Here is a 22,762-nt window from a genome sequence, read left to right as displayed (position 1 = left end):
ACGGACTTGCAATTGGAAGTGCCCCCGCAAAAGGGGAGGAAGCAGAGGTTCACATGCGCACTTGTCTCGTCGTTGATGATTCCAGCGTCATCCGCAAGGTTGCGCGGCGGATCCTGGAGGGCCTCGACTTCCAGATCCTCGAAGCCGAGGACGGTGAGAAGGCGCTGGAGGCCTGCAAGCGCGGCTTGCCCGATGCGGTGCTGCTCGACTGGAACATGCCCGTGATGGACGGCTATGAGTTCCTCGGCCATCTCAGGCGCATGCCCGGCGGCGACCAGCCCAAGGTCGTGTTCTGCACCACCGAGAACGACGTCGCTCATATCGCGCGCGCGCTGCATGCCGGCGCCAACGAGTACATCATGAAGCCGTTCGACAAGGACATCGTGACGGCGAAATTCCAGGAAGTCGGCCTTATCTGAGCGATCGCCCGGAGGCTGAACGGATCCTTCGGCGCCTGCTTTCAACCATACCGTTTCAGTCTGAGTTGGTGAGTAATGAGTGTTGCGTTCGCAGGGAATTCGACCACGACGCCGTCGCGCGAAGCGGGGCCGCTGCGGGTGATGGTCGTCGACGACTCCGTCGTCATCCGCGGTCTGATCTCGCGTTGGATCGGCGCCGAGCACGACATGGAGGTCGCGGCCTCGCTGCGCACCGGGCTCGAGGCGGTCAACCAGATCGAACGCATCAACCCCGACGTTGCCGTGCTCGACATCGAAATGCCCGAGCTCGACGGCCTCTCGGCGCTGCCGCAACTGCTGGCGAAGAAGCGCGATCTCGTCATCATCATGGCCTCGACGCTGACCCGCCGCAACGCGGAGATCAGCTTCAAGGCGCTGTCGCTCGGCGCGGCCGACTACATCCCGAAGCCGGAATCGACGCGCGAGGCATCGGCGGCCGACATCTTTCATCACGACCTGATCCAGAAGATCCGCCATCTCGGCGCGCGGCTGCGTCGCAAGGCCGCGGTTGCGAGCCCGCCGCTGGCGCCCGCAAGCCCGGCTCCGGCCGCGCGCGGTCCTGTTGCGCGGCCTGCCGTGCCTGCGCCCGCTCCGGCCGTGCATGCCCCGTCGTCAGGACCGCTGTCGACGCGTCCGTTCTCGACCCAGGCGCCGAAGGTGCTGCTGATCGGCTCCTCGACCGGCGGTCCCCAGGCGCTGATGTCGCTCGTTACCGAACTCGGCCCGGTGATCGACCGCTTCCCGGTGCTGATCACCCAGCACATGCCGCCGACCTTCACCACCATCCTTGCCGAGCATCTGGCGCGTTCGAGCCGCCGGCCGGCGAGCGAGGCAGTCGACGGCGAGCCGGTGAAGGCCGGACGGATCTACCTTGCGCCCGGCGGCAAGCATATGCGCGTCGTGCGCAGCGGTGCGGATGCCGCGATCTCGCTCGATGACGGGCCGGCGGTCAATTTCTGCAAACCCGCGGTCGATCCGCTCTTCACCTCGGCCATCGACGTCTGGCATGGCAATATCCTCTCCGTGATCCTGACGGGCATGGGCTCGGACGGCATGCGCGGCGGCAAGGACATCGTCGCCGCCGGCGGCAGCGTCATCGCACAGGACGAAGCCTCGAGCGTGGTCTGGGGCATGCCGGGGGCGGCGGCCAATGCCGGCATCTGCGCGGCGATCCTGCCGCTCAATCAGATCGGCGCCAAGGTCAATCGCCTGTTCGCGGGAGACCGCTCGTGACGCCGACGGATTACGACTACCTGCGCAAGTTCCTGAAGGAGCGCTCCGGCCTCGATCTCTCGGCCGACAAGCAGTACCTGGTCGAGAGCCGGCTGCTGCCGCTCGCCCGCAAGGCAAGCCTTCCCGGCATCCCCGATCTCGTGCTGAAGATCAGGAACGGCGACGGCCGGCTTGCGACCGACGTGGTCGAAGCGATGACCACCAACGAGACTTTCTTCTACCGCGACAAGATTCCGTTCGACCATCTGCGCGAGACCATCCTGCCGGGCCTGATCCAGGCGCGCGCGGCGCGCAAGAGCTTGCGCATCTGGTCGGCGGCCTCGTCGACCGGGCAGGAGCCCTATTCGATCGCGATGTGCGTGAAGGAGATGGGCGCGGCCTTCGCCGGCTGGCGCATCGAGATCGTCGCCACCGACCTGTCGCAGGAGGTGCTGGAGAAATCCAAGGCCGGCGTCTACAGCCAGTTCGAGGTGCAGCGCGGCCTGCCGATCCAGCACCTGATGAAGTACTTCACGCAAGTCGGCGAACTCTGGCAGCTCAATGCCGACATTCGCGCGATGGTGCAGTTCCGCCAGCTCAACCTTCTGCAGGACTTCTCGCATCTCGGCACGTTCGACGTGATCTTCTGCCGCAACGTGCTGATCTATTTCGATCAGGACACCAAGGCGGTGATCTTCGAGCGCATGGCGAAGGCGATGGAGCCCGACGGCACGCTACTGCTTGGCGCTGCCGAGTCCGTCGTCGGCATCACTGACGCGTTCCGCCCCATGACCGACCGTCGCGGTCTCTATCAGCTCAACCCCGCGCGCTCCGGCCGCCCGATGGGCGGATTGATGCCGCCGACATTGAAGGTGGCAGCGGCGAGGTGATTGGCCGAACGGCAGGCGATCTCACCGAGCGTTGTCGTTGCAAATGATCGGCAACAACTGACGGACATCGCTTCGCCTTAAAGCGCGATGGGATTAGGATGAATCGTCATCGCGCTGTTGTTTGAGCATGATCCTTTCGGAAAACCGCTGCGCACTTTTCCGGATCATGCGCGAGGCGCTTCCCACGCGTTTGCGCATTGCAGACTACTCAGCTACCGGCGCAACAGGAGGGGCGTGCCGCGATGCAATGCAATCGCGGCCCTGATCAACCTCTGAAGGTTGTGCTATGCTGCCGATCGTCCCGCCGAACCGAGGCGGGATTCCATTCCATCATGAACCATACTGGGGAGGACATACCATGCGAATGTCTTGTGCCTCGTATTTCTTGTTGGCAGCGCTTTCGTTACCCGCCACTGCTCTCGCCGGTGAGCAGGTGCTCGAGTTCAAGCTCGTCACCAAGCCGATGGATGTCAAAGTCACCGAGGTCGCGAACGTCGAAGGCCAGATGGTCATGTCCGGCAAAATGTTTGGCGTTGCCTTCTTCAAGGATGGACGCATTGCCGTGAAAGATTTTGTCAATTCCTCCGACCTGCTCAAGGGCTCAGGACCTATCTTTGGCTACAGCACCTACACCTTCGACGATGGCTCCTCGATCACGGCGCGCTACGCCGGCGCGGTCAAGGACGGCAAAGCGAAGGGCGAATATACGATCTTGTCGGGCACTGGTACGTACGCGAACGCGACGGGCACCGGCGGATTCGAAAGTGTTCAAAGCGGGTTCAAGGGCGCATTCCTGTACGATGGAAGATTCATCGTCAAGACACCCTAGGTCGGCATGTGCGCTCGCGTCCCGTTCCGACGAGGTCGCGAGCGCATCTCACAAGATCGCATGCGGCAGAAACCGCGAGCGGTTGCCGGTGATCGGACTTTCGTCCTCGCGGATCGAGAGGCCGCACGGCTCGTGGTTCACCAGCCAGCTTCCCACCACCGGATAGAAGTCCGAGAAGTTCGGAAGCGGTGACAATGATTGGCGCACGAAACCTTCGGCGCCGTACGGACCCGCCTGCTCGTCGAGCGGCATTCCGTCGGACACCAGCGTGACGTTGGCGCCTTCGCGCGACAGCAGCGGCTTGCGGACATAGGACGTTCCGAGCTCCGCGGCGCGCGGATCGTCCTCGAAGAAGGCCGGCAGCAGATTGGGATGGTTCGGAAACATCTCCCAGAGCAGCGGCAGGATGCCCTTGTTGGAGAGCACCGCCTTCCACGGCGGCTCGATCCAGCGCGTGGTTGCGTCCTTGAGCTTTGCACCGAACGCGTCCTGGAACATCCACTCCCAGGGATAGAGCTTGAAGGCCAGCGCGATGTCGTCATCGTCGAGATCCACGAAGCCGCCGCCCTCGTCGCGCCAGCCGACCTCTTCGATGTCGAGCAGCCTGGTCGAGAGCCCGGCCTGGCGCGCGGTGTCTTCGAGATAAGCGAGCGTGCCGGCGTCTTCCTCGTTGCCCGTGACGCCGGTGAGATGGACGTGGCGGCCGGCCGCGATTTCCTTCCACGCCGCGATCAGCCGCTCATGGATGGAGTTGAACTGATCGGCGCGCGACGGGATGATGCGCCGCTCGATCGCCTGTTCGAGCCAGGTCCATTGAAACACCGCGGCCTCGAAGATCGAGGTCGGCGTATCCGCGTTGTATTCAAGCAGCTTTGCCGGACCCTTGCCGTCGAACTTCAGGTCGAGCCGGCCGTAAAGGCTGCGGTCGTCGCGCTCCCAGCTCTCGGCGATCAGGCTCCAGAACGCTTCCGGTATCTTCAAGCGCCGCAGGTAGCGCTCGTCGCCGATGACGCGGCCGGCGAGTTCCAGGCACATCGCGTCGATCTCGCCGGTCGGCGTCTCGATGCCGCGCTCGATCTCGTCGAGCGTGAAGCCGTAATAGGCGCTCTCGTCCCAATAGCGTTCGCCATCGATGGTGTGGAAGACGAAGCCACATTGCTCGGCGGTTTGCCGCCAGTCGTCGCGCTCGGGACAGGCGATGCGCTGCATGGATCAGCCGCCGCCGGAGAAGCCATGGCCGAACGAGCCGAAGCCGCCGCGGCTCACGCTATGGGAGCCCGAATCGGACGACGTTCCCGACGAGGAATGGCTTGAGGAATCGCTGCTGAAGAAGCTCGATCGCGACGACCAGCGCGAGCTGCTGCCGCCTGACGAACTGCTGCCGCTGCTGCTGCAGGTCGTCGTCGTCTGGCCCGGTACGGCGCCGGGAGAGGGCTCGCAAGTCTGCCGCGGCATCAGCGTGTAGGCGGTGGTGCCCACCGCGATCGTGCCCATCACGAGCAGGGCGACATGGCCCGAGCGCTTCACCGGCGGCCGCGGCGCTGGCTCGGCCACCGGCCGGCGCTTGCCGAACTCCTTCTTGGCAGGTCTGTCGGCCATGTCAGTAGATCATGCTGGCGGCGTTGAGCAGCCCCGCGGCGAGCGAGGACAGGCCGAGCCAGATCGCCGGGGCAAGCTCGCCGGCGGAGATCCGTTCCGACAGCTTGGGGACCGGGACCTTGACGAGGAAGAACACGATGACCTGCACGACCAGCGCGATCGTCGCCCAGATCAGGCAGTCCAGCACGTTGGCCGAATGCGCGATGGCGCTCACCAGCGGCGCCACGAAGCCGAGCAGGCTGAGCCCGAGCGCGATCGCCGCGGCCGGTTCGTTGTCACGGATGAGCTGGAATTCGTTATGCGCCGTGATGCGGGTGTAGACGAACAGATAGGCCACGATCGCGATCAGCCCGGTGCAGAAATAGACCAGGAAGGCGGGCAGGCCGGAGAGTGATTGCAGGATCATCGTTCCCCCATCGTGCAGCGACCATTCGTCGGCAGGGGAAGGCTAGTGGTTCAAACGTTAGAGAGGGATGAAGTCGTATCAGCAGCGGTTGCTGCACCTCTTCCGCAAGCGGGAAGGGAGAAGACGTCCCCAAAAACAAAAACCCCGCCATTTGCGGCGGGGTCCAGGCTGGGAGGAGCGAGCCCGGAGGCTCGCGACGTGACCCAGGAGATCAGGCGGGGATGCGCTCGTCGGCCTCGTGCGGCTCGCGCAGCACGTAGCCGCGGCCCCACACGGTCTCGATGAAATTGCGGCCCTCGGAGGCGTTGGCGAGCTTCTTGCGGAGCTTGCAGATGAAAACGTCGATGATCTTCAGCTCCGGCTCGTCCATGCCGCCATAGAGATGGTTGAGGAACATTTCCTTGGTGAGGGTCGTGCCCTTGCGGAGCGAGAGGAGCTCCAGCATCTGATATTCCTTGCCGGTCAGATGCACGCGCTGGCCGCCGACCTCCACCGTCTTGGTGTCGAGGTTGACGACGAGGTCGCCGGTCTGGATGACCGACTGGGCATGGCCCTTGGAGCGGCGCACGATCGCGTGGATGCGGGCCACCAGCTCGTCCTTGTGGAAGGGCTTGGTCATGTAGTCGTCGGCGCCGACGCCGAGTCCCTTGACCTTGTCCTCGATGCCGGCGAGGCCGGAGAGGATCAGAATCGGTGTCTTGATTTTGGAGACCCGGAGCTGCTTGAGCACGTCGTAGCCGGACATGTCGGGCAGATTGAGGTCGAGGAGAATAATGTCGTAATCGTATAATTTACCGAGATCGACGCCTTCTTCCCCCAAATCGGTCGTGTAGACGTTGAAGCTCTCCGACTTCAACATCAGCTCGATCGACTGCGCGACGGCGCTGTCATCTTCAATCAGCAAAACGCGCATGCCAGTTCCCCATAGTCGCCGCTCCTGGGCGTCAGGTCGGCCGCATTCGCGGCACTCAACAAAACGCCTTTGAACAACTGATTCGGATCCTGACGACAGATGGTTAACAAACTCTGATTCTGGAACGCAAGTCCCCACGGTGCAATTTTTGCCGAATCGCCCTAAGGTCTTGCGTATGAAGCAGCTTTCGTTACCCGATTCCGTTCAAGCTCCACTTTAAGAGACGGGTTTAACCGACTCCCGCGACTCAGCCTTCTTCTGAAGGGGAGTCACGCTCAGTCACAAAGACAGTGACGCAATGATTAATGATGCGGGTAAACACGAGGTTAAGCGCCGTTCAGAAATGTGGCGAAACTTAAGGCTTTCACCGTGACGTCCCGGGATCGCCAGGGCGACCCGGGGATCACAAGAGCGACCCGGGCATCACGAAGGCGATCACCTCATGAAGGCTCTCACATGAAGGCGTGCTCCCAATGAAGGCTCTTGCCGAACAGATCGGCGACATCGACGGCGTCAATATTTACGGCCGCGTGGTCGGGGTCCGCGGCCTGATGGTCGAGGTGGCCGGTCCGATTCACGCCATGTCGGTCGGCGCACGGCTCGTGATCGAGACCGGCGCCAACCGCACCATTCCCTGCGAAGTGATCGGCTTCTCCGGCAACAATGCCGTCGTGATGCCGTTCGCCGGCCTCGACGGCGTGCGCCGCGGCTGCAAGGCGGTCATTGCCAATGCCGCCAATCAGGTGCGGCCGTCCGCAGCCTGGCTCGGCCGCGTCGTCAACGCGCTGGGCGAGCCGATCGACGGCAAGGGGCCGCTGCCGCAGGGCTCTTCGCCGATGCCGTTCCGCAATACGCCGCCGCCGGCGCATTCGCGCAAGCGCGTCGGCGCGCCGCTCGATCTCGGCGTGCGTGCGATGAACACCTTTCTCACCTGCTGCCGCGGCCAGCGCATGGGCATCTTCGCGGGGTCCGGCGTCGGCAAGTCGGTGCTGCTCTCGATGCTCGCGCGCAACGTCGATGCCGCTGTCAGTGTCATCGGGCTGATCGGCGAACGCGGGCGCGAGGTTCAGGAATTCCTGCAGGACGATCTCGGCGAGGAGGGCCTGGCGCGTTCGGTCGTGGTGGTCGCCACCTCCGACGAGCCCGCGCTGATGCGCCGCCAGGCGGCGTATCTGACGCTCGCGATCGCCGAATATTTTCGCGACGAGGACAAGGACGTGCTCTGCCTGATGGACTCGGTGACGCGCTTTGCCATGGCCCAGCGCGAGATCGGCCTGTCCGCCGGCGAGCCGCCGACAGCCAAGGGCTATACGCCGACCGTCTTCACGGAGTTGCCGAAGCTCCTGGAGCGGGCCGGGCCGGGCCTGGGGGAGGGGGCCATCACCGCGATCTTCACGGTGCTGGTCGACGGCGACGACCATAATGAGCCGATCGCGGATGCGGTCCGCGGCATCCTCGACGGCCACATCGTGATGCAGCGCTCGATCGCCGAGCGCGGCCGCTACCCCGCGATCAACATCCTCAAATCCGTCTCGCGCACCATGCCGAAATCGGCAGATCCGCAGTTCTGGCCCGTCATCCAGCGGGCACGCCAGGTGATGGCGACCTATGCCGACATGGAGGAATTGATCCGGCTCGGCGCCTACCGCGCCGGCTCCAGCCCGGAGGTCGACGAGGCGATCCGGCTGCACGAGCCGCTGGAGGCCTTCCTGCGCCAGCGCAAGGACGAGAATGCATCCCTGGCGGACGGCTACCGCCAATTGGCGCAGATCCTCGGCAATTTGGAAACGGAACGCTAACTTTGTCAGGTCATCATCCGTTCCCACAGAGTAGCAGAGCCGGTCTTGGCCTCAATCGGGCCTGGGGGGCGACCGGTGCCGTCCCACGTGCAGCGGGGGGACTTCTGGGGAGTACGAGTCGATGAAGTCACGAGATACGCTTATCCGCCTGAAAAAGTTTCAGGTCGACGAGAAGCGCCGCCGGGTCACCCAGATCGAGACCATGATCGCCGATTTCCAGCGGATGTCGGTCGATCTCGAACGCGAGATCCAGACCGAGCAGGACCGTGCCGGGATCAACGATCCCTCGCACTTCGCCTATCCGACCTACGCCAAGGCCGCGATCCAGCGCCGCGAGAACCTGACCCGTTCAGCCGACGAGCTGAAGGGCCAGCTCGACGAAGCCAAGGCCGCACTGGCCGAGGCCTTCGAAGAGCTGAAGAAGGTCGAGCTCCTCGACGAGCGCGACCAGGCCCGCGAGCGGGCCGAGGAAAACGCCCGTGAGCAGGCCGACCTCGACAGCATCGGCCTGATGCGGGCCCGCATCGGCGCGGTAGCCTGAGCCGGCCGGCAGCCAGACCACGTTGGAATTTGCCAAGCCCGGACCCGCAAGGGTCCGGGTTTTCGTATGTGCTGTCCACAGCGGGGCACCGCGCCCCTTGGTGGTCGGCTTTGCTGCGCGCTATGGTGGCCGCGATGAATGCTGTGCCAGCGACGGCGGCGTCCACCTCTCCCTGGGGAGAGGTCGGCGCGGAGCGCGGGGTGAGGGGTTCCGGTCTCCCGTCAGCCCCGAGCCCCCTCACCCGGTTTGCTGCTGAAATCGACCTCGTCCCGTCGGGGAGAGGTGAAGGCGAAGACGGCGCCGCGCGTTGGGGGGGCTGAATGCTGACGCCAGCAGAGCTGGTCGAGTTGATCGAGGCAGTGGCGAAGGGCGATCAGGCCGCATTCGAGCGCCTCTACGCCGCCACGCGCGCGAAACTCTATGGCGTCGTGCTCCGTATCTTGCGCCGACAGGATCTTGCAGAGGAGGTCCTTCAGGAGACCTACGTCAAGATCTGGAACAGCGCCGGCCAGTTCAATTCGGCCTTGTCGTCGCCGATCACGTGGATGGCCTCGATCGCGCGCAACCGTGCAATCGACATCGTGCGCAAGAAGTCGGAAGTCTCCATCGAGGAAGAGCCTCAGGCGATGGAGGTCGCGGCCGAGAGTCCCGATCCGCTGGCGCGCCGCGAGATGACCGAGGAGCTGAAGCGGCTCCTGGAATGTATCGGCCGGCTCGAGCCGGACCGTCAGAGGCTCGTGCTTCTCGCCTATTACAACGGCTGGAGCCGCGAGCAATTGGCGGAGAAATTCGCGGCGCCCGTCAACACGGTGAAGACGTGGCTCCGGCGCAGCATGCTGGATATTCGGGAGTGCCTCGGGCTGTGATGGCCTGATGATGAGGATGGTTCTGGACCGCAATTGATGGCCTACACGGAGGATCATATCGCGCTCGTCGCGGAATACGCGCTCGGTACGCTCGACGCCGATGAGCGTGCGCAGGTCGAGGCCATGATGGCGGAGGACGAGGCGTTCGCCGATATCGTGCAGTCCTGGTCCTATCGACTTGGCGCGCTCAACCAGATGGTCGGCTCGGTCGAGCCGCGTCCGGTCGTGTGGGAGAACATCAAGTCCGAAATCGCGCGCACCGCGCTTGCGCAGGAGCCGCCTGCACCTGCCGAAGCTTCGCCGCCTGCGCCCATGCCGGACCTGCCTGCGGAGGAAGCTGCGACGTCGGAATCTTCCGCGGAGAACGGGCCCCCGCAAACATCGCATCCCGCCGCGGAGCAGCCCGGGTCGTCGCGCCCCGAACCCGATGCCATCCCGGACATCGCGCCGCAATTCATTCCGCAGGTCCATGCTCCGGATATCAGTGTTTTGCGCGCACAGCTGGCGCCGGTCGTCGATGGTGACGTGATCCGCCTCGAGGGGCGCGTGAAGCGCTGGCGCAACATTGCATCCGCCGTCGGCGCGCTCGCGGCCGCGCTGCTCGTGACGCTGTCGCTTCAGATATTCCTGCCCGACGCGCTGCCGGGCGGCTTGCGTCCTGCGCCCCGCATCCAGACGGTCGAGGTGAAAACTCCGGCCGCGCCACTCGCCGCCTCCGCGCAATATGTCGCGCTGCTGCAGGGCCAGGGCGGTGGCCCCGCGTTCATCCTCACCATCGACGGCGCGACACGGAATTTCACGGTGCGGAAAGTCGGCGCGACGCCGGAGCCCGGCAAGAGTTTCGAGCTCTGGCTGATCTCGGACAAGCTGCCGCGCCCGCGCTCGCTCGGCGTCATCGGGGCCAGCGATTTCACCGCCCGTCCGCTGCTCGCCTCCTATGATGCCGAGGTCGTCAACGGCGCCACCTTCGCCGTCACCGTCGAGCAGGCCGGCGGCTCACCCGACGGCCAGCCCACATCGGCGCCGGTGTTTTCCGGCAAGCTGATCGAGACCGTGCCGCCGTCCCAGCCGCAGGCGCCCGCAAAGAAATAAGCATGCAGCATCGTGGCCGGATGGAGCTGCGCTCCATTCGGGCTGGAAGGGCGCGCCTTGTCGCCGCGGTCCATCCGGTCGTCGCATTTCGACAAGCCCGGCCAAATCCGGCCCCGATTTGAACCTCCGCCCGATCCCGGGCGTCAAATCCCCGGAATTTGAAGTCGGCGATGCCGAAAGAGGGCGAGAGAATCAGATGGATGCAGCGAGAACGCCGGGCATCTTCCTTCACCAATATGCGGGGCTGCCGCACGGCCCGGCGTTCGAAGACTGGCGCGAGCGGGCCTTCGGTCGCTGCGGCCTCGACATCGGGCCGAGCCATGGCGACAGCATCGATTGCCGGCTCCAGGTCAGCGTCGTCGACAACATCGTGCTCGCCATTCCGGAAGGCGCCTCCGCGCAATATTCCCGTACGCAGAGCCACCTTGCCGACGGCAGCGACGACGTCGTCCTGATCGCGGCGCATGCGGGGCTCGTCCGCGTCGGACAGAATGGGCATACCGTGGAGCTCACGCCTGCCCAGATGGTGCTCGTCGACATGAGCATCACCGGCACCGTCGGCCACACCGACGAAGACCGCTTCACCACCATCCGCATGCCGCGCCGTGCGCTGCTCGACATCAATCCGCGCGCCGAGGACAAGCTCTCGCAGGTACTCTGCGACGGCGCGGTCGCCGAGACCATCTTCCGCTACCATGCGCTCGCCGCCAGCCAGGCGCCGCATCTCGATGCGGTAGGCCAGCGCCTGACGGCGCAGCATATGGTCGATCTCATCGGTCTCCTGCTCGGCACCGATGCGGAGCATGCGAGCCGCGCACGCGGCCGCGGCCAGGCGGCGGCTCGCCTCGATCTGATGCGCGCCGACGTGATGGCCGCACTCGGCCGCAACGATCTCTGTCTGGCCGAGGTCGCGACGCGCTCAGGCTTAAGCCCGCGCCAGGCACAGCGCCTGTTCGAGCAGGCCGGCACGACCTTCACCGAATTCGTGCTGGAGCAGCGCCTGCTCCATGCGCGCAAGCTGCTCGGTGATCCCCGCGCCAGGGCGCGCAAGATCAGTGACATCGCGCATTCGTCCGGCTTCTCCGATCTGTCCTATTTCAATCGCGCCTTTCGCAAGCGCTTCGGGGCGACGCCGTCGGAGCTGCGCGAGGCGTAAGTCGCATTTCGCGCGGCGGCGCGTGCGCTGCCGCATTTGGTCGACGCCGGCCGTTGAGCTAGTCTGTCCGGGCGGGGAGACCGCAGGATCCTCTGGAAGGTGCGCAGGCGGACATGGCGCGTATCGTCGTGCTCGGTGCCGGATTTGCAGGCCTGTGGGCGGCCATCGGCGCTGCGCGCAAGCGAGACGAGATCGGCGCGAGCGACCGCGACATCGAGATCCGGGTCATCGACCGCAACCCCTATCACAATATCCGCGTGCGCAACTACGAGGCCGATCTCGGCGAGGTCGCGCTGCCGCTGCCGCGACTGCTCGATCCGATCGGTGTCAGCCACGGCCTCGGCGAGGTCGAGGCCATCGATCCGGTGCGGCGCGAGATCTCGCTCGTCACCAGCAGCGGCGAGGAGACGCTGGGCTATGATCGCCTCGTGCTGGCGCTTGGCAGCGAGGTGATGCGGCCCGACATTCCCGGCCTTGCCGCGCACGGCTTCGACGTCGACACCTATGCCGCGGCGCTCCGCCTCGAAGAACATCTGGTTTCGCTTGGACGCAGCGCGCCATCTCCGGGACGTTCAACGGTGGTGGTGGTCGGCGCCGGCTTCACCGGAATCGAGGTCGCAGCCGAGATGCCTGACCGGCTGGCGCGTGCGGGCATCACCGGCAGCCGCCGCATCATCCTGGTCGATCCCAATCCAGCTGTCGGTGCCACGATCGGCGCGCACGCGCGCCCGATCGTCGAGACGGCCCTGGCTTCGCTCGACATCGAGACGCGTCTCGGTGTGCGTGTCGTGTCGATCGAGGCCGCCGGCATGCGCCTGAACTCGGGCGAGTTCATTGCGGCGCAGACGGTGATCTGGTGTGCGGGCATGCGTGCAAGCCCCTTGGCAGCGAGCTTTCCGGGCGCACGCGATCGCCTCGGGCGCCTTCTGGTCGATCCCTTGATGCGGGTTGCGGATGTCGGCGGCGTGTTCGCGGCGGGCGACGTTGCCTCGAGCGTGATCGACGGGTTGCATCCGACCGTGATGTCCTGTCAGTTCGCCCGTCCCATGGGCCGCTTCGCAGGCCACAACGTGGTGGCCGATCTCGCCGGCCTGCCCATGCTGCCGCTGCGGATCGACTGGTACGTCACCGTGCTCGATCTCGGCGGCTGGGGTGCGCTCTATACGGAGGGGTGGGATCGCGAAGTCCGTACCACCGGCGCGGCCGCAAAGGCGACCAAAGAGACCATTAACCGCAGACGGATCTATCCACCGCTGACCGGCAGCAAGGACGAGCTGTTCGCTGCCGCAGCGCCGACCGTGCAGGCACCGCCGCCGACTTATGGGGGGCGGTGATAATCTGATTGATGCTGGTTGGAGGACGACGGCTGAGCGTCTCGCGAGCTACCTCCAGACATGAGAAAGCGCCCGTGGGGGGCGGGCGCTTTCTGTAGTCGACTTGGGGTTGGGGTCGTCTACATATCCACGTGGCGACTTTGGGGGGCTGGTAAAGAGCCGCGTGAATTCCTGAAACTCTAGATCTCCTTATCGAACAAGGGATACGTCCGAACTGGTGACAACGACCGGCTTGCCGGCCTTGATGACGCGGGCGGTCTGGGTCAAACCTTCATCCGAACCCGAACGCGCCGAAATGCCGAGGCCTGCCAGCGCGATCCCCGCGACGAGGGCCACGACCACGATTTTCAAGTGGGTCGAGCGATCAGCGCTGTAGATCGAGTGGTTCATGGAAGCCTCCTGCCGCCATCTACCCGAAGTAGTCGCCAGCCCGTTAAGGCAGGTTCATGCTTCCGGTGCCCAACAACCTAGTATTGGCGGGATTCGTTCCCAAGAGGCGGTCACAAGAGCGTGACAGGACGTGAATGGTCGCGATCGAAAATGATCCTGAATCGTGCAATTATCTAATTATTTCAATGATGTAATGTGCCGATTGGGCGTCCCGGCAGCATTTGGTCGACAAGGCGCCAGGAACTCAAAAACCATTTGCCTGTGGCTGAAAAACATACAGCTTCTTAAGGCAAATCAGATGCTTCCGACCGTTTTCAGCCTCGCCCTGGGGTGGATCTCCGCCTGTGACAGCACGGTCGTCTGGGCTCGGAACCGCTCCACCAGGGACCGGACGAACGGACGAATTGCCGCAGAGGTGACCAGCACCGGTGCTTCGCCCTCGCGGGCGGCGCGCTCGAACGCCTCGCGCACGGCGGTCATGAACTCCGACAGTTTCGAGGGCTGCATCGCGAGGCTGCGCTCCTCGCCCTGGCCGATGATGGATTCGGCAAAGGCCTGCTCCCACCGTGCCGACAGCGCGATCAGCGGCAGATAGCCGTTGTAGGAGGTGTTCTGCGCGCAGATCTGCCGCGCCAGACGCGCGCGGACGTGCTCGACCATGGTGGCGGGGTTGCGCGAGAAGGCGAGCGAATCGGCGATGCCTTCGAGGATGGTCGAGAGGTCGCGGATCGAGATGCGTTCGGCGAGCAGCAGTTGCAGCACGCGCTGGATGCCGGAGACCGTGACCTGTCCGGGGACGATGTCCTTGACCAGCTCGCTCTGCTCCTTCGGCAGCTCCTTGAGAAGCTTCTGCACCTCGCCATAGGAGAGCAGGTCCGACATGTTGGCCTTGAGCAGCTCGGTGAGGTGGGTCGAGAGCACGGTCGCGGCGTCGACCACGGTGTAGCCCTTGAGAGAGGCTTCTTCCTTGAGGCTGGCGTCGACCCAGGTCGCGGGCAGGCCGAAGGTCGGCTCGGTGGTGTGGATGCCGGGCACCTGCACCTGGCCGCCGCCGGGATCCATGACCATGAACTGGTTGGGCCAGATCTTGCCGGTGCCGGCGTCGACCTCCTTGATCTTGATGATGTAGGTGTTGGCCTCGAGCTGGACGTTGTCGAGGATGCGCACCGCCGGCATCACGAAACCCATCTCGATCGCGAGCGAACGGCGCAGCGCCTTGATCTGCTCGGTGAGGCGATCGGTGCCGTCGGGACCGTTGACCAGCGGCAGCAGAGCATAGCCGAGCTCGATCTTGAGGTCGTCGATCTTGAGCGCCGCCGAGATCGGCTCTTCGGTCGCAGCGGCCCCCGGCGCGCCGGGCTGACCTGCCGCGGGTGCGGACTTGGCGGCTTCCTCGGCCCTGGCGGTGGCCCGGTTGCGGTTGCGGGCGTTCCAGGCCAGCGCGCCGGCGCCGGTGCCGAGCGCCAGGAACGGGAGGGTCGGAATCCCCGGCAGGGCCGCCAGCACCAGCATCACTGCCGAGGACATCGCCAGTGCCTGCGGATAGCCGGAGAACTGCTTCATCAGCGCCTTGTCGGCGGCGCCGGATACGCCGGCCTTGGAGACGAGCAGGCCGGCCGCCGTCGAGACGATCAGCGCCGGCACCTGGGTGACGAGGCCGTCACCGACGGTCAGGAGCGTGTAGGTGCGGCCGGCGTCGGCGAAGGACATGCCCTGCTGCGCCACGCCGATGATCATGCCGCCGACGACGTTGATGAAGACGATCAGGAGGCCTGCGATGGCATCGCCCCGGACGAACTTGGAGGCACCGTCCATGGCGCCGAAGAAGCCGCTCTCGTCCTCCAGCTCCTTGCGCCGCTCCTTGGCGACCTTCTCGTCGATCAGGCCGGCGGAGAGGTCGGCGTCGATCGCCATCTGCTTGCCGGGCATGGCGTCGAGATGGAAGCGCGCCGCGACTTCGGCGATACGGCCCGAACCCTTGGTGATGACGACGAAGTTGACGATGATCAGGATGGCGAAGACGATGATGCCGATGACGAAATTGCCGCCCATCACGAAGTTGCCGAAGGCCTCGATGACGTGACCGGCGGCGGCCGTGCCCTCGTGCCCGTGCGACAGGATCAGGCGGGTCGAGGCCATGTTGAGCGACAGCCGCAGCATGGTCGAGATCAGGAGGATGGTCGGGAAGGCCGAGAATTCGAGTGGCGCCTGGATGAACAGCGACGTCATCAGGATCAGGATCGAGAGCGTGATCGAGATCGCCAGGAACAGGTCCAGCACGATCGCGGGCAAGGGGAGGATCAGCACCACCAGGATGGTGAGGATGCCGAGCGCCAGCGCGATGTCGCCGCGCTTGAGGATGTTGACGATCTCGTTGAGGGAGGGGATGCCGGGCTTCGCGCTGCCTACGCCCTGTCCCGCCGTGACGTCGACCATGGTAGCTGCCTCCCCGCGCGACTGCCGTCCGCGCGCCCCAAACGTCTGCGCGGCGGCCGACGGGCCGCCGTTCCGAAAGTGAGGCACCGCACTGGCGTCCACGGGAGCTCCCGTTCTACGCGGCTGACGACACTCGACTTCACCCGGCAATTCTTGCCGGGTGTATGGTTAGCAAAGGGTTAACGGAGGGTGGGGAGGGGGCGGGACAGGGTAGTTCGGGGCAGCGCGGCGCAGGCGCCGTCGTTCCGGGGCGGCTCGCAGAGCTGAACCCGGAACCTCGAGATTCCGGGTTCGCGCCAAGCGGCGCGCCCCGGAATGACAGTGGAAGCTATTTCGCCTTGTCCATCTTCGTCACCGTATACCCGGAAGCCGCCTCCTCGGCCTCGAAGGTCACCTTGTCGCCGACCTTCACCTGCTTGAGCATGGCGGGGTCCTTGACGCGGTAGACCATCGTCATGGGGTCCTCCATGCCGAGGCTTTTGGCCGGTCCGTGCTTGAGCGTGATCTTGCCGGCGCCTTCGTCGATCTTCTTCACCTCGCCGCTGATCGCAGCGCCCTCGGCTGCGAGGGTTCCGGTCGCAAGGCCGACAGCAAGCGCGAGCGAAGCAGTGATACGGATGAGGCGGTTCATGGGAGTCTCCATTGCTTACTTCACTGTGACGTGGCCGACCATGCCGTAGTCGCGATGGTCGGGAATCAGGCAGGAATATTCGAACGTGCCGGCCTTGCTGAATTTCCAGAGGATCTCGGCCGTCTTGTTCGGCGCGAGCCGGGCCCCGTTGGGATCGTCGTGCTCCATGTGCGGGTGCTTCTTCATCTCCACCGCATGCGCGAGATTTTCCTTAGGCGTGGCGAGCAGGAATTCGTGGTCCTCCTTGCCGACGTTGCGCAGCACGAAGCGGATCTGCTCGCCGCGTTTGACCTCGATCCGGGCGGGTGTGTAGTCCATCTCGTTCATCAGGATCTCGATCGTGCGGGCGGGCTTCTTGGGATCGCCGGGTTCGCCGGCGGAAAAGTTTCCGTGCCCGTGCTTGTCGTGAGCAAAGGCCGGCGCGGTCGAAAGCGCAGCCAGCGCGAGGCCGAGCCTGATAGTGGTCTTCATCGTGGTCTCCAGTTGTTCATTCATCGAAACGCTCACATCTTCATGTTCTTCATCGGCGGGCTGCCTGGTTTTTGCCGGGCAGGCTCTGCGGCCGGGGCCGTAACCTCGTAGGCGACGGTGCCTTGCGGGAATTTGTACGGCCCGGGATCGCGGTAATCGTCGCGCGCGAGGCCCTCGCGGATCTTCATCACCGTGAACATGCCGCCCATCTCGATCGGCCCGAACTGGCCGGTGCCGGTCATCATCGGCAGCGTGTTGTCTGGCGTCGGCATCTCCATGTTGCCCATCGCCATGCCGGTCGAGCCCATGGCCATGCCGTCGGGCGCGAGCTTGCCGACGGCCTTGGCGAGATCCTTGCGCGACACGCCGATGAGATTGCGCACGTCGTGTCCCATCGCGTTCATGGTGTGATGCGACTTGTGGCAGTGGAACGCCCAATCGCCCGGATTGTCGGCGAGCACGTCGAACACCCTGACAGCGCCGACCGGGACGTCGGTGGTCGTTTCCGGGATCTGTGCGCTCTCCTGGATCCAGCCGCCGTCGGTGCAGGTGACCGCAAAGCTGTGGCCGTGCAGGTGAATCGGATGGTTGGTCATGCTGAGATTGCCGATGCGCACGCGCACCTTGTCGCCGAGCCTGACCGGGAGCGGATCGATGCCGGGAAAGACCCGCGCATTCCAGGTCCACATGTTGAAGTCGGTCATCTCGTTGACATGCGGCAGATAGGTGCCGGGGTCGACGCGATAGGTGCTCATCACGAAGACGAAGTCGCGGTCGACGGGCCGGAAGCTCTGGTCGCGCGGATGCACGACGACCATGCCCATCATGCCCATCGCCATCTGCACCATTTCGTCGGAATGCGGGTGGTACATGAAGGTCCCGCTTTTCTTCATCTCGAATTCGTAGACGAAGGTCTTGCCCGGCTGGATGTGCGGCTGGTTCAATCCGCCGACGCCGTCCATGCCGCTCGGAATGATCATGCCGTGCCAGTGCACGGTGGTGTATTCGGGCAGTCTGTTGGTGACGAAGACGCGGACCTTGTCGCCCTCGACGGCTTCGATGGTCGGGCCCGGCGATTGCCCGTTGTAGCCCCACAGATTCACCTTCATGCCCTCGGCGAATTCGCGCACCACGGGTTCGGCGACGAGATGGAATTCCTTCCAGTCGCCGTTCATGCGGAACGGCAGCGACCAGCCGTTGAGCGTGACCACGGGGCGATAGTCGGGGCCGCTGACCGGATGCAGCGGCGGCTGCATTACCACCTTGTCCATGGTGGGTGCTTCCGGAATCGAAGCGGCCTGGACGCGGCCGCTGATGGCCGACGCGCTGGCAAGCGCGGCGGTCCCCAGGAATCCTCGGCGGGAAAACATGCTGGCCTCCATCTCAGTGGCCGCCGCCGGCAGGCGCTGCCGCGGCGATGGTGGTTGGATTGTCGCCGCCGGCCGCCGGCACGCCGCCGCCGTTGACGGCAGTCTGCAAATCGGCCTGGGCGAGAAAGAAGCGTTGCCTTGCGTCGATCGCGCCGCGCAGCGAAGCCAAACGCTGTCGCGCCTCGGTGAGCAGCGCGAAAATGTCGACCTGCATGCTGGAGAAGCGCAGCTGCATCTCCTCGGTGATGATCTTCCGCAAGGGGATGATCTCGCGCTGGTAATGGCCGGCGATGTCGTAGGTGGAGCGATAGACACGATAGGCATCGCGCGCCTCGGAGCGCACATTCACGGCACGCTCGGTCAGGCGGTTGAAGGCGAGATTGTAGGTCTCGGCGGCCTGCCGCACCCGCACCTCGCCGCCGTCGAAGATCGGGATCTGGAACTGCACGTCGAAGCCGCGTTCGCGGAACGGCGGCCCTTCCGGATCCTGGGTGCGGCGGGAGATGCCGGCGAGATCGAGCAGCGTCACGAAGCGCGTCGCCTCGGTGAGGTTCAGGGCCTTCGCCAGCGCGGCCAGCTCCAGCCGTGCGATCTGCAGGTCGATGCGGTGCGCCACCGCGTCGGCCTCGATCGAGGGCAAGGCCTGCGGCCGACGCGGCAGCGGCGGCAGCCGATCAGGGAGACGGAAGTCGAGACCGTCGTCCCACAGCCCCATCAGGCGCGCCAGCCTTTCGCGCGCGCTCGCCGCCGCCTGGCGCGCCGTTGCGAGGTCGGCGGTGGTTTCGGCATAAAACACCTGCTCGCGGGCCTGGTCGAGCTTGTTGAGCGAGCCGGTCTCGCCGAGCTTGACCGCGAGTTGCGCAGTCGATTCCGCCGTCGCCTTCGCGTCGGTCAGCAGCCCCACCATCTCGTTGCCGGCGACGGCGCGGACATAGGCGCGGCGGACGTCGGCGGCGAGCCGCAGCGTCGCCAGCGCCGCGCGCAGCTGGGCTCCGCGAAAGCGGTCGCGTGCGATCTCGGAGCGGAACGGCAGGGTGGCGAGCGCGAGAATGTCGCCGACCACCTGGCGCTCGATCTCGCTGGCGCCATTGCCCGATATGCGGGAGATCGCGAAGACGGGATTGGGCGGCAGGCTCTGCTCGACGAGATCGGTCTCGGCCAGCGCCAGCTCGTTATAGGCGGCTTGCAGTCCCTTGTTGTTGAGCAACGCGATCTGCACGGCGGTCTCCGCGCTCAGCGTCCGCGACAGCAGCTGGCGAACGCGCGCCTCGACCGCGTTGGCGCCCTCGGCCGTTCGCACGAAGGCGACGTCCTTGTTGATGGCCTGGCCTGTCAGATCAGAGACATCAGTCATCCCGCTGTCGGGCGAGAACGCGGCGCAGCCGGAAACGCTGAGCGCAATGAGGACGAGCAGGCCCCGCGCAAGATGGCGTGTCATGGCGCGCTCCTACCGGTCTTGCTTCGGCTGCGGCGTCACCGCGTCGTTGCGGCCACGCCATGGCGCCGGCGTCGCAGGGCGCAGACTGGTATAGGGCGCAATGGTCGAGCGATAGCCGATGCGCGCCACCTTCGCCGCCGGATCGGCGGGATCGGCGCTGGCGATTCGTGTCGTTGCCGGCATGCAGCCGGACAGCGCCAGCGCAGCAAAGGCCAGCAGCAGCCACTTGGTTCGGCACTGTCGTTCACCCACCGCAGATGCGGCGGCGGGCTTCGCCCCGGAAAGCGTAAACATGATTCATCCCTGATCTGGAGACCACAGGTTCGCGCGCGCAAAAGCGCGCTCGGCCCGAAATCGTCGCGTCAGATCAGGCGATGGGGGGGCGATAGTGCAGGGGCGGCGCCGCGCTGTGCAGGCTGGCCACGAACTCGGGCGCGCAGGCGGAGACGGGCAGCAGGGGCTTGGCGACGCTGGGCAGGTCGGCGGGCAGCGCGCTCACGCACATCATCGCGCAGCACGGGCCCACTGTTCCCTTGCCGCCGTGATGATGCGGAGCCGGCGCGTCCTGCGCGGCCGTCTGGGGGTGAGCGTGGGTTCCCGCGTGTTCGTGCGAGGCATCGCCATGCAGATGGCTCGTCGGCATCTGGTGATGCGCCGGCACGGGGTCTGCGAGGAGTGCGTCGTCAAGGCACGGCGCAGCGCCATCGCCCCAGGCAAGCGCCGCAGCGGGCGCGAGCACGCAGAACAGGTAGGCGAGGGCGATGATCCGCCCCACCCTGATCCGCATCGATCGCGTCAATCGCAGCAACATTCCGCCGGCATGCTCTCCGCGCGGCAAAGGTGCACACGCGGATTGCAAACTAGTAGCAAATTGCGCGATCGCCAAGCTCCTTCTTACCGCAGTGCACAGCGCATGCCCAATATCGCGCCACAATGCTTGACCCTGTGGCGAGCCGCGGGCCATGGTCCGGCCCGTGCACGCGCCAAATCATCCAGGACAGACGCCTCAATCATTCAGCCCTGATTCTCGTCAGGCCTGGACGCGGCTGATCATTGCGCTTCTGATCGGCTCGATCGGCGCCGTCGGCATGTGGGCGGTCGTGGTGGTGATTCCCGTGGTGCAGGCCGAATTCGGCGCCACGCGCGGCGCGGTGTCGCTGGCTTTCACCCTCATGATGTTCGGCTTCGGGCTTGGCGGGGTGATCGCCGGCAAGATCACCGACCGGTTCGGCATCGTACCGGCCATGGCGATCAGCATCGCCTTTCTCGGCGTCGCCAACGTGCTCGCGGGTCTGTCGAGCCATCTCTGGCAGTTCGTGGCGGCCTACTTCCTGATCGGGCTCGGCACCTCGGCGACTTTCGCGCCGCTGATGGCGGAAGCCTCGCACTGGTTCGAGCGCTACCGCGGACTTGCCGTGACCATCGTCGCCAGCGGCAATTATGTCGCGGGCACGATGTGGCCGCCGATCGTGAGCTGGGGCACGCAGGAGATCGGCTGGCGCTACACCCATATCGGCATCGGCATGGTCTGCGCCTGCACGATGACGCTTCTGGTCCTCGTCCTGCGCGCACAGATGGGCCACGACAAGGTTCGCGATCACGCCAATGCGCCGCCGCCGCAAGTCGATCTCAAGCTCTCGACCAACACGCTGACGGTGCTGCTCTCGATCGCGGCCATCGCCTGCTGCGTCGCGATGGCGATGCCGCAGGTGCATATCGTCGCCTATTGCGGCGATCTCGGCTATGGCGTGGCGCGCGGCGCCGAGATGCTGTCCTTGATGATGGCATGCGGTATCGTCAGCCGGATCGGCTCCGGCTATCTCGCCGACAAGATCGGCGGCATCCGCACGCTCCTGGTCGGATCGCTGGCGCAGGGCTTCGCGCTGGTGTTTTATCTGTTCTTCGACAGCCTGACTTCGCTGTATCTGATCTCGGCGATGTTCGGCCTGTTCCAGGGCGGCATCGTGCCGAGCTACGCCATCATCGTGCGTGAGGCGATGCCGGCGAGCGAGGCGGCGACGCGCGTCGGCATCGTGATCTTTGCCTCCGTGTTCGGCATGTCCTTCGGCGGCTGGGTGTCGGGCGTCATCTTCGATGCGACCGGCTCCTATGCCGCGGCGTTCGCCAACGGCGTGGCGTGGAATGCGCTGAACATCGGCATCGTCGTGTTGCTGCTGATCCGCTCGCGGATGAGCTCGGTCAAGACCGGTCCCGGTTTCGCGACATAGGCCGACTTTGCCCCTTCAGCAGCGAACAGCCGGATCTCGCAGTTTCCGTTCGGCTATCGTTTCCGCTTTGCGGCCGGCTTCGCTGGCTTGGCGACGCGCGCCTTGGCCTTGCCGGCCGGCTGCATCCGCAGGCCGTCGACGAATACGTCGAGCATCCGCAGCACCGAGGATTGCCAGCCGGGCTGGTCGTGCATGTAGCACATGCCGACGAGCGTCCGCAGCAGGTCCTCCGGGCTGATATCGCCGCGCATCTGGCCCGCCGCGACCGCGCGGTCGAGCAGCGAGCCGATCGCCTTGGTCAGCCGGTCCATGGAGAAAGCCGCGAGCTCGGATGAGCTCTGGAACGTCAGCGCCAGCGCGGCCGACATGCCTTTCTTGGTGGCGACGAATTCGACGTTGGAGCGCAGCCAGCGACGCAGCGCGTCCACCGGGTCCTTGGCGTATTTCAATTGCTCGGCGAGCTCGCTGAGCTGCTCGACCTCGCGCCGGTACACCGCCTCGAACAGATCCTCGCGCGTCGGGAAATGCCGGTAGAGCGTGCCGATGCCGACGCCGGCGCGCTTTGCGACGGCCTCCAGGCTCGCCTCGGGCCCGCCGGCGTTGAACACGGCCTTCGCGGCCTCGAGCACGCGTTCGCGATTGCGCACGGCATCGGCGCGGGGCTTGCGGGTGTGATCGGCGTGGTCGTCCATGGCGGCAATGT

General features: G+C 65.4%; 24 protein-coding genes. 11 read left to right on the top strand and 13 right to left on the bottom strand.

Translation table 11 applies throughout. The features are described 5' to 3' along the window. The first annotated feature begins 53 nt into the window (after window positions 1-53). The 4 genes from AC1RQP_RS24730 to AC1RQP_RS24715 all read left to right on the top strand — a co-directional run bounded on the left by AC1RQP_RS24730 (window position 54) and on the right by AC1RQP_RS24715 (window position 3,389). Complete coding sequence (locus tag AC1RQP_RS24730) at window positions 54-419, top strand: response regulator (RefSeq protein WP_007600538.1); 366 nt, start codon at window positions 54-56, stop codon at window positions 417-419. Between the two features lie 75 nt (window positions 420-494). Next, complete coding sequence (locus AC1RQP_RS24725; RefSeq protein ID WP_492938886.1) at window positions 495-1,691, top strand: protein-glutamate methylesterase/protein-glutamine glutaminase; 1,197 nt, start codon at window positions 495-497, stop codon at window positions 1,689-1,691. Next, window positions 1,688-2,560, top strand: coding sequence for a CheR family methyltransferase (locus AC1RQP_RS24720; RefSeq protein WP_492938884.1), 873 nt, complete (start codon window positions 1,688-1,690; stop codon window positions 2,558-2,560). The genes AC1RQP_RS24725 and AC1RQP_RS24720 overlap by 4 nt, the downstream gene beginning before the upstream one ends. 286 nt (window positions 2,561-2,846) lie before the next feature. After that, complete coding sequence (locus AC1RQP_RS24715) at window positions 2,847-3,389, top strand: hypothetical protein (RefSeq protein WP_239621568.1); 543 nt, start codon at window positions 2,847-2,849, stop codon at window positions 3,387-3,389. A 48-nt stretch (window positions 3,390-3,437) separates the two neighbouring features. Here AC1RQP_RS24715 and AC1RQP_RS24710 read toward each other — a convergent pair whose 3' ends face one another. From AC1RQP_RS24710 to ctrA, 4 genes are all read right to left on the bottom strand, one after another. Continuing rightward, window positions 3,438-4,598, bottom strand: coding sequence for a glutathionylspermidine synthase family protein (locus tag AC1RQP_RS24710; RefSeq protein WP_492938882.1), 1,161 nt, complete (start codon window positions 4,596-4,598; stop codon window positions 3,438-3,440). A 3-nt stretch (window positions 4,599-4,601) separates the two neighbouring features. Next, the gene (locus AC1RQP_RS24705) at window positions 4,602-4,988 is read right to left on the bottom strand and encodes a hypothetical protein (protein WP_492938880.1); all 387 of its coding nucleotides are present in this window, start codon (window positions 4,986-4,988) and stop codon (window positions 4,602-4,604) included. Window position 4,989: 1 nt separating this feature from the next. Further along, the gene (locus AC1RQP_RS24700; protein WP_239621571.1) at window positions 4,990-5,394 is read right to left on the bottom strand and encodes a DUF350 domain-containing protein; all 405 of its coding nucleotides are present in this window, start codon (window positions 5,392-5,394) and stop codon (window positions 4,990-4,992) included. Window positions 5,395-5,605: 211 nt separating this feature from the next. Next, window positions 5,606-6,307 (bottom strand): response regulator transcription factor CtrA, encoded by a 702-nt coding sequence (gene ctrA / locus AC1RQP_RS24695; protein ID WP_016848562.1) that lies wholly within the window; start codon window positions 6,305-6,307, stop codon window positions 5,606-5,608. A gap of 473 nt (window positions 6,308-6,780) precedes the next feature. Between ctrA and fliI the strand changes: the two genes are divergently transcribed. The 6 genes from fliI (at window position 6,781) to AC1RQP_RS24665 (ending at window position 13,095) form a co-directional block, all read left to right on the top strand. Next, window positions 6,781-8,106: a flagellar protein export ATPase FliI gene (gene fliI / locus AC1RQP_RS24690; protein WP_239621572.1), complete on the top strand. Its 1,326-nt coding sequence runs from the start codon at window positions 6,781-6,783 to the stop codon at window positions 8,104-8,106. A 121-nt stretch (window positions 8,107-8,227) separates the two neighbouring features. Then, window positions 8,228-8,647 (top strand): flagellar export protein FliJ, encoded by a 420-nt coding sequence (gene fliJ / locus AC1RQP_RS24685; protein WP_008562039.1) that lies wholly within the window; start codon window positions 8,228-8,230, stop codon window positions 8,645-8,647. A 320-nt stretch (window positions 8,648-8,967) separates the two neighbouring features. Further along, on the top strand, window positions 8,968-9,513 hold the full coding sequence (locus AC1RQP_RS24680; RefSeq protein WP_239621573.1) for a sigma-70 family RNA polymerase sigma factor: 546 nt from the start codon (window positions 8,968-8,970) through the stop codon (window positions 9,511-9,513). A 36-nt stretch (window positions 9,514-9,549) separates the two neighbouring features. Continuing rightward, window positions 9,550-10,605 carry an anti-sigma factor gene (locus AC1RQP_RS24675; RefSeq protein ID WP_492938875.1) on the top strand — a complete coding sequence of 352 codons (1,056 nt, stop codon included), beginning with the start codon at window positions 9,550-9,552 and terminating at the stop codon, window positions 10,603-10,605. Between the two features lie 196 nt (window positions 10,606-10,801). Further along, on the top strand, window positions 10,802-11,761 hold the full coding sequence (locus AC1RQP_RS24670) for a helix-turn-helix transcriptional regulator (protein ID WP_492938873.1): 960 nt from the start codon (window positions 10,802-10,804) through the stop codon (window positions 11,759-11,761). 113 nt (window positions 11,762-11,874) lie between these two features. Further along, window positions 11,875-13,095, top strand: a complete 1,221-nt coding sequence (locus AC1RQP_RS24665) for an NAD(P)/FAD-dependent oxidoreductase (protein ID WP_492938871.1) — start codon at window positions 11,875-11,877, stop codon at window positions 13,093-13,095. Window positions 13,096-13,284: 189 nt separating this feature from the next. Here the strand turns inward: AC1RQP_RS24665 and AC1RQP_RS24660 are convergent, their stop codons facing one another. The 8 genes from AC1RQP_RS24660 to AC1RQP_RS24625 form a co-directional block, all read right to left on the bottom strand. After that, window positions 13,285-13,485, bottom strand: coding sequence for a hypothetical protein (locus AC1RQP_RS24660; RefSeq protein WP_239621577.1), 201 nt, complete (start codon window positions 13,483-13,485; stop codon window positions 13,285-13,287). 294 nt (window positions 13,486-13,779) lie between these two features. Further along, window positions 13,780-15,921 carry a flagellar biosynthesis protein FlhA gene (gene flhA / locus AC1RQP_RS24655; RefSeq protein WP_239621578.1) on the bottom strand — a complete coding sequence of 714 codons (2,142 nt, stop codon included), beginning with the start codon at window positions 15,919-15,921 and terminating at the stop codon, window positions 13,780-13,782. A gap of 328 nt (window positions 15,922-16,249) precedes the next feature. Further along, a complete protein-coding gene (locus AC1RQP_RS24650) occupies window positions 16,250-16,552 on the bottom strand; it encodes a copper-binding protein (protein ID WP_239621579.1) in 303 nt (100 codons plus the stop codon). 15 nt (window positions 16,553-16,567) lie between these two features. Further along, window positions 16,568-17,023: a cupredoxin domain-containing protein gene (locus tag AC1RQP_RS24645; protein WP_492939265.1), complete on the bottom strand. Its 456-nt coding sequence runs from the start codon at window positions 17,021-17,023 to the stop codon at window positions 16,568-16,570. 32 nt (window positions 17,024-17,055) lie between these two features. Next, window positions 17,056-18,393, bottom strand: a complete 1,338-nt coding sequence (locus AC1RQP_RS24640) for a copper oxidase (RefSeq protein ID WP_239621580.1) — start codon at window positions 18,391-18,393, stop codon at window positions 17,056-17,058. Between the two features lie 13 nt (window positions 18,394-18,406). Continuing rightward, on the bottom strand, window positions 18,407-19,831 hold the full coding sequence (locus AC1RQP_RS24635) for a TolC family protein (RefSeq protein WP_492938868.1): 1,425 nt from the start codon (window positions 19,829-19,831) through the stop codon (window positions 18,407-18,409). 9 nt (window positions 19,832-19,840) lie between these two features. Next, the gene (locus AC1RQP_RS24630) at window positions 19,841-20,125 is read right to left on the bottom strand and encodes a hypothetical protein (protein ID WP_492938866.1); all 285 of its coding nucleotides are present in this window, start codon (window positions 20,123-20,125) and stop codon (window positions 19,841-19,843) included. 73 nt (window positions 20,126-20,198) lie between these two features. Then, window positions 20,199-20,642 (bottom strand): hypothetical protein, encoded by a 444-nt coding sequence (locus AC1RQP_RS24625; RefSeq protein ID WP_492938864.1) that lies wholly within the window; start codon window positions 20,640-20,642, stop codon window positions 20,199-20,201. 151 nt (window positions 20,643-20,793) lie between these two features. On the opposite strand from AC1RQP_RS24625, the gene AC1RQP_RS24620 reads away from it, so the two are divergent. Further along, window positions 20,794-22,059: an MFS transporter gene (locus AC1RQP_RS24620; protein ID WP_492938862.1), complete on the top strand. Its 1,266-nt coding sequence runs from the start codon at window positions 20,794-20,796 to the stop codon at window positions 22,057-22,059. A 53-nt stretch (window positions 22,060-22,112) separates the two neighbouring features. Here AC1RQP_RS24620 and AC1RQP_RS24615 read toward each other — a convergent pair whose 3' ends face one another. Next, on the bottom strand, window positions 22,113-22,751 hold the full coding sequence (locus tag AC1RQP_RS24615; protein WP_239629578.1) for a TetR/AcrR family transcriptional regulator: 639 nt from the start codon (window positions 22,749-22,751) through the stop codon (window positions 22,113-22,115). Window positions 22,752-22,762 lie beyond the last annotated feature (11 nt).

It is taken from the genome of Bradyrhizobium sp. GW821-FHT13H06 (assembly GCF_058803975.1).
Note: the sequence above shows the minus strand (reverse complement) of the source record. Positions and strands in the feature narration are given on the sequence as shown.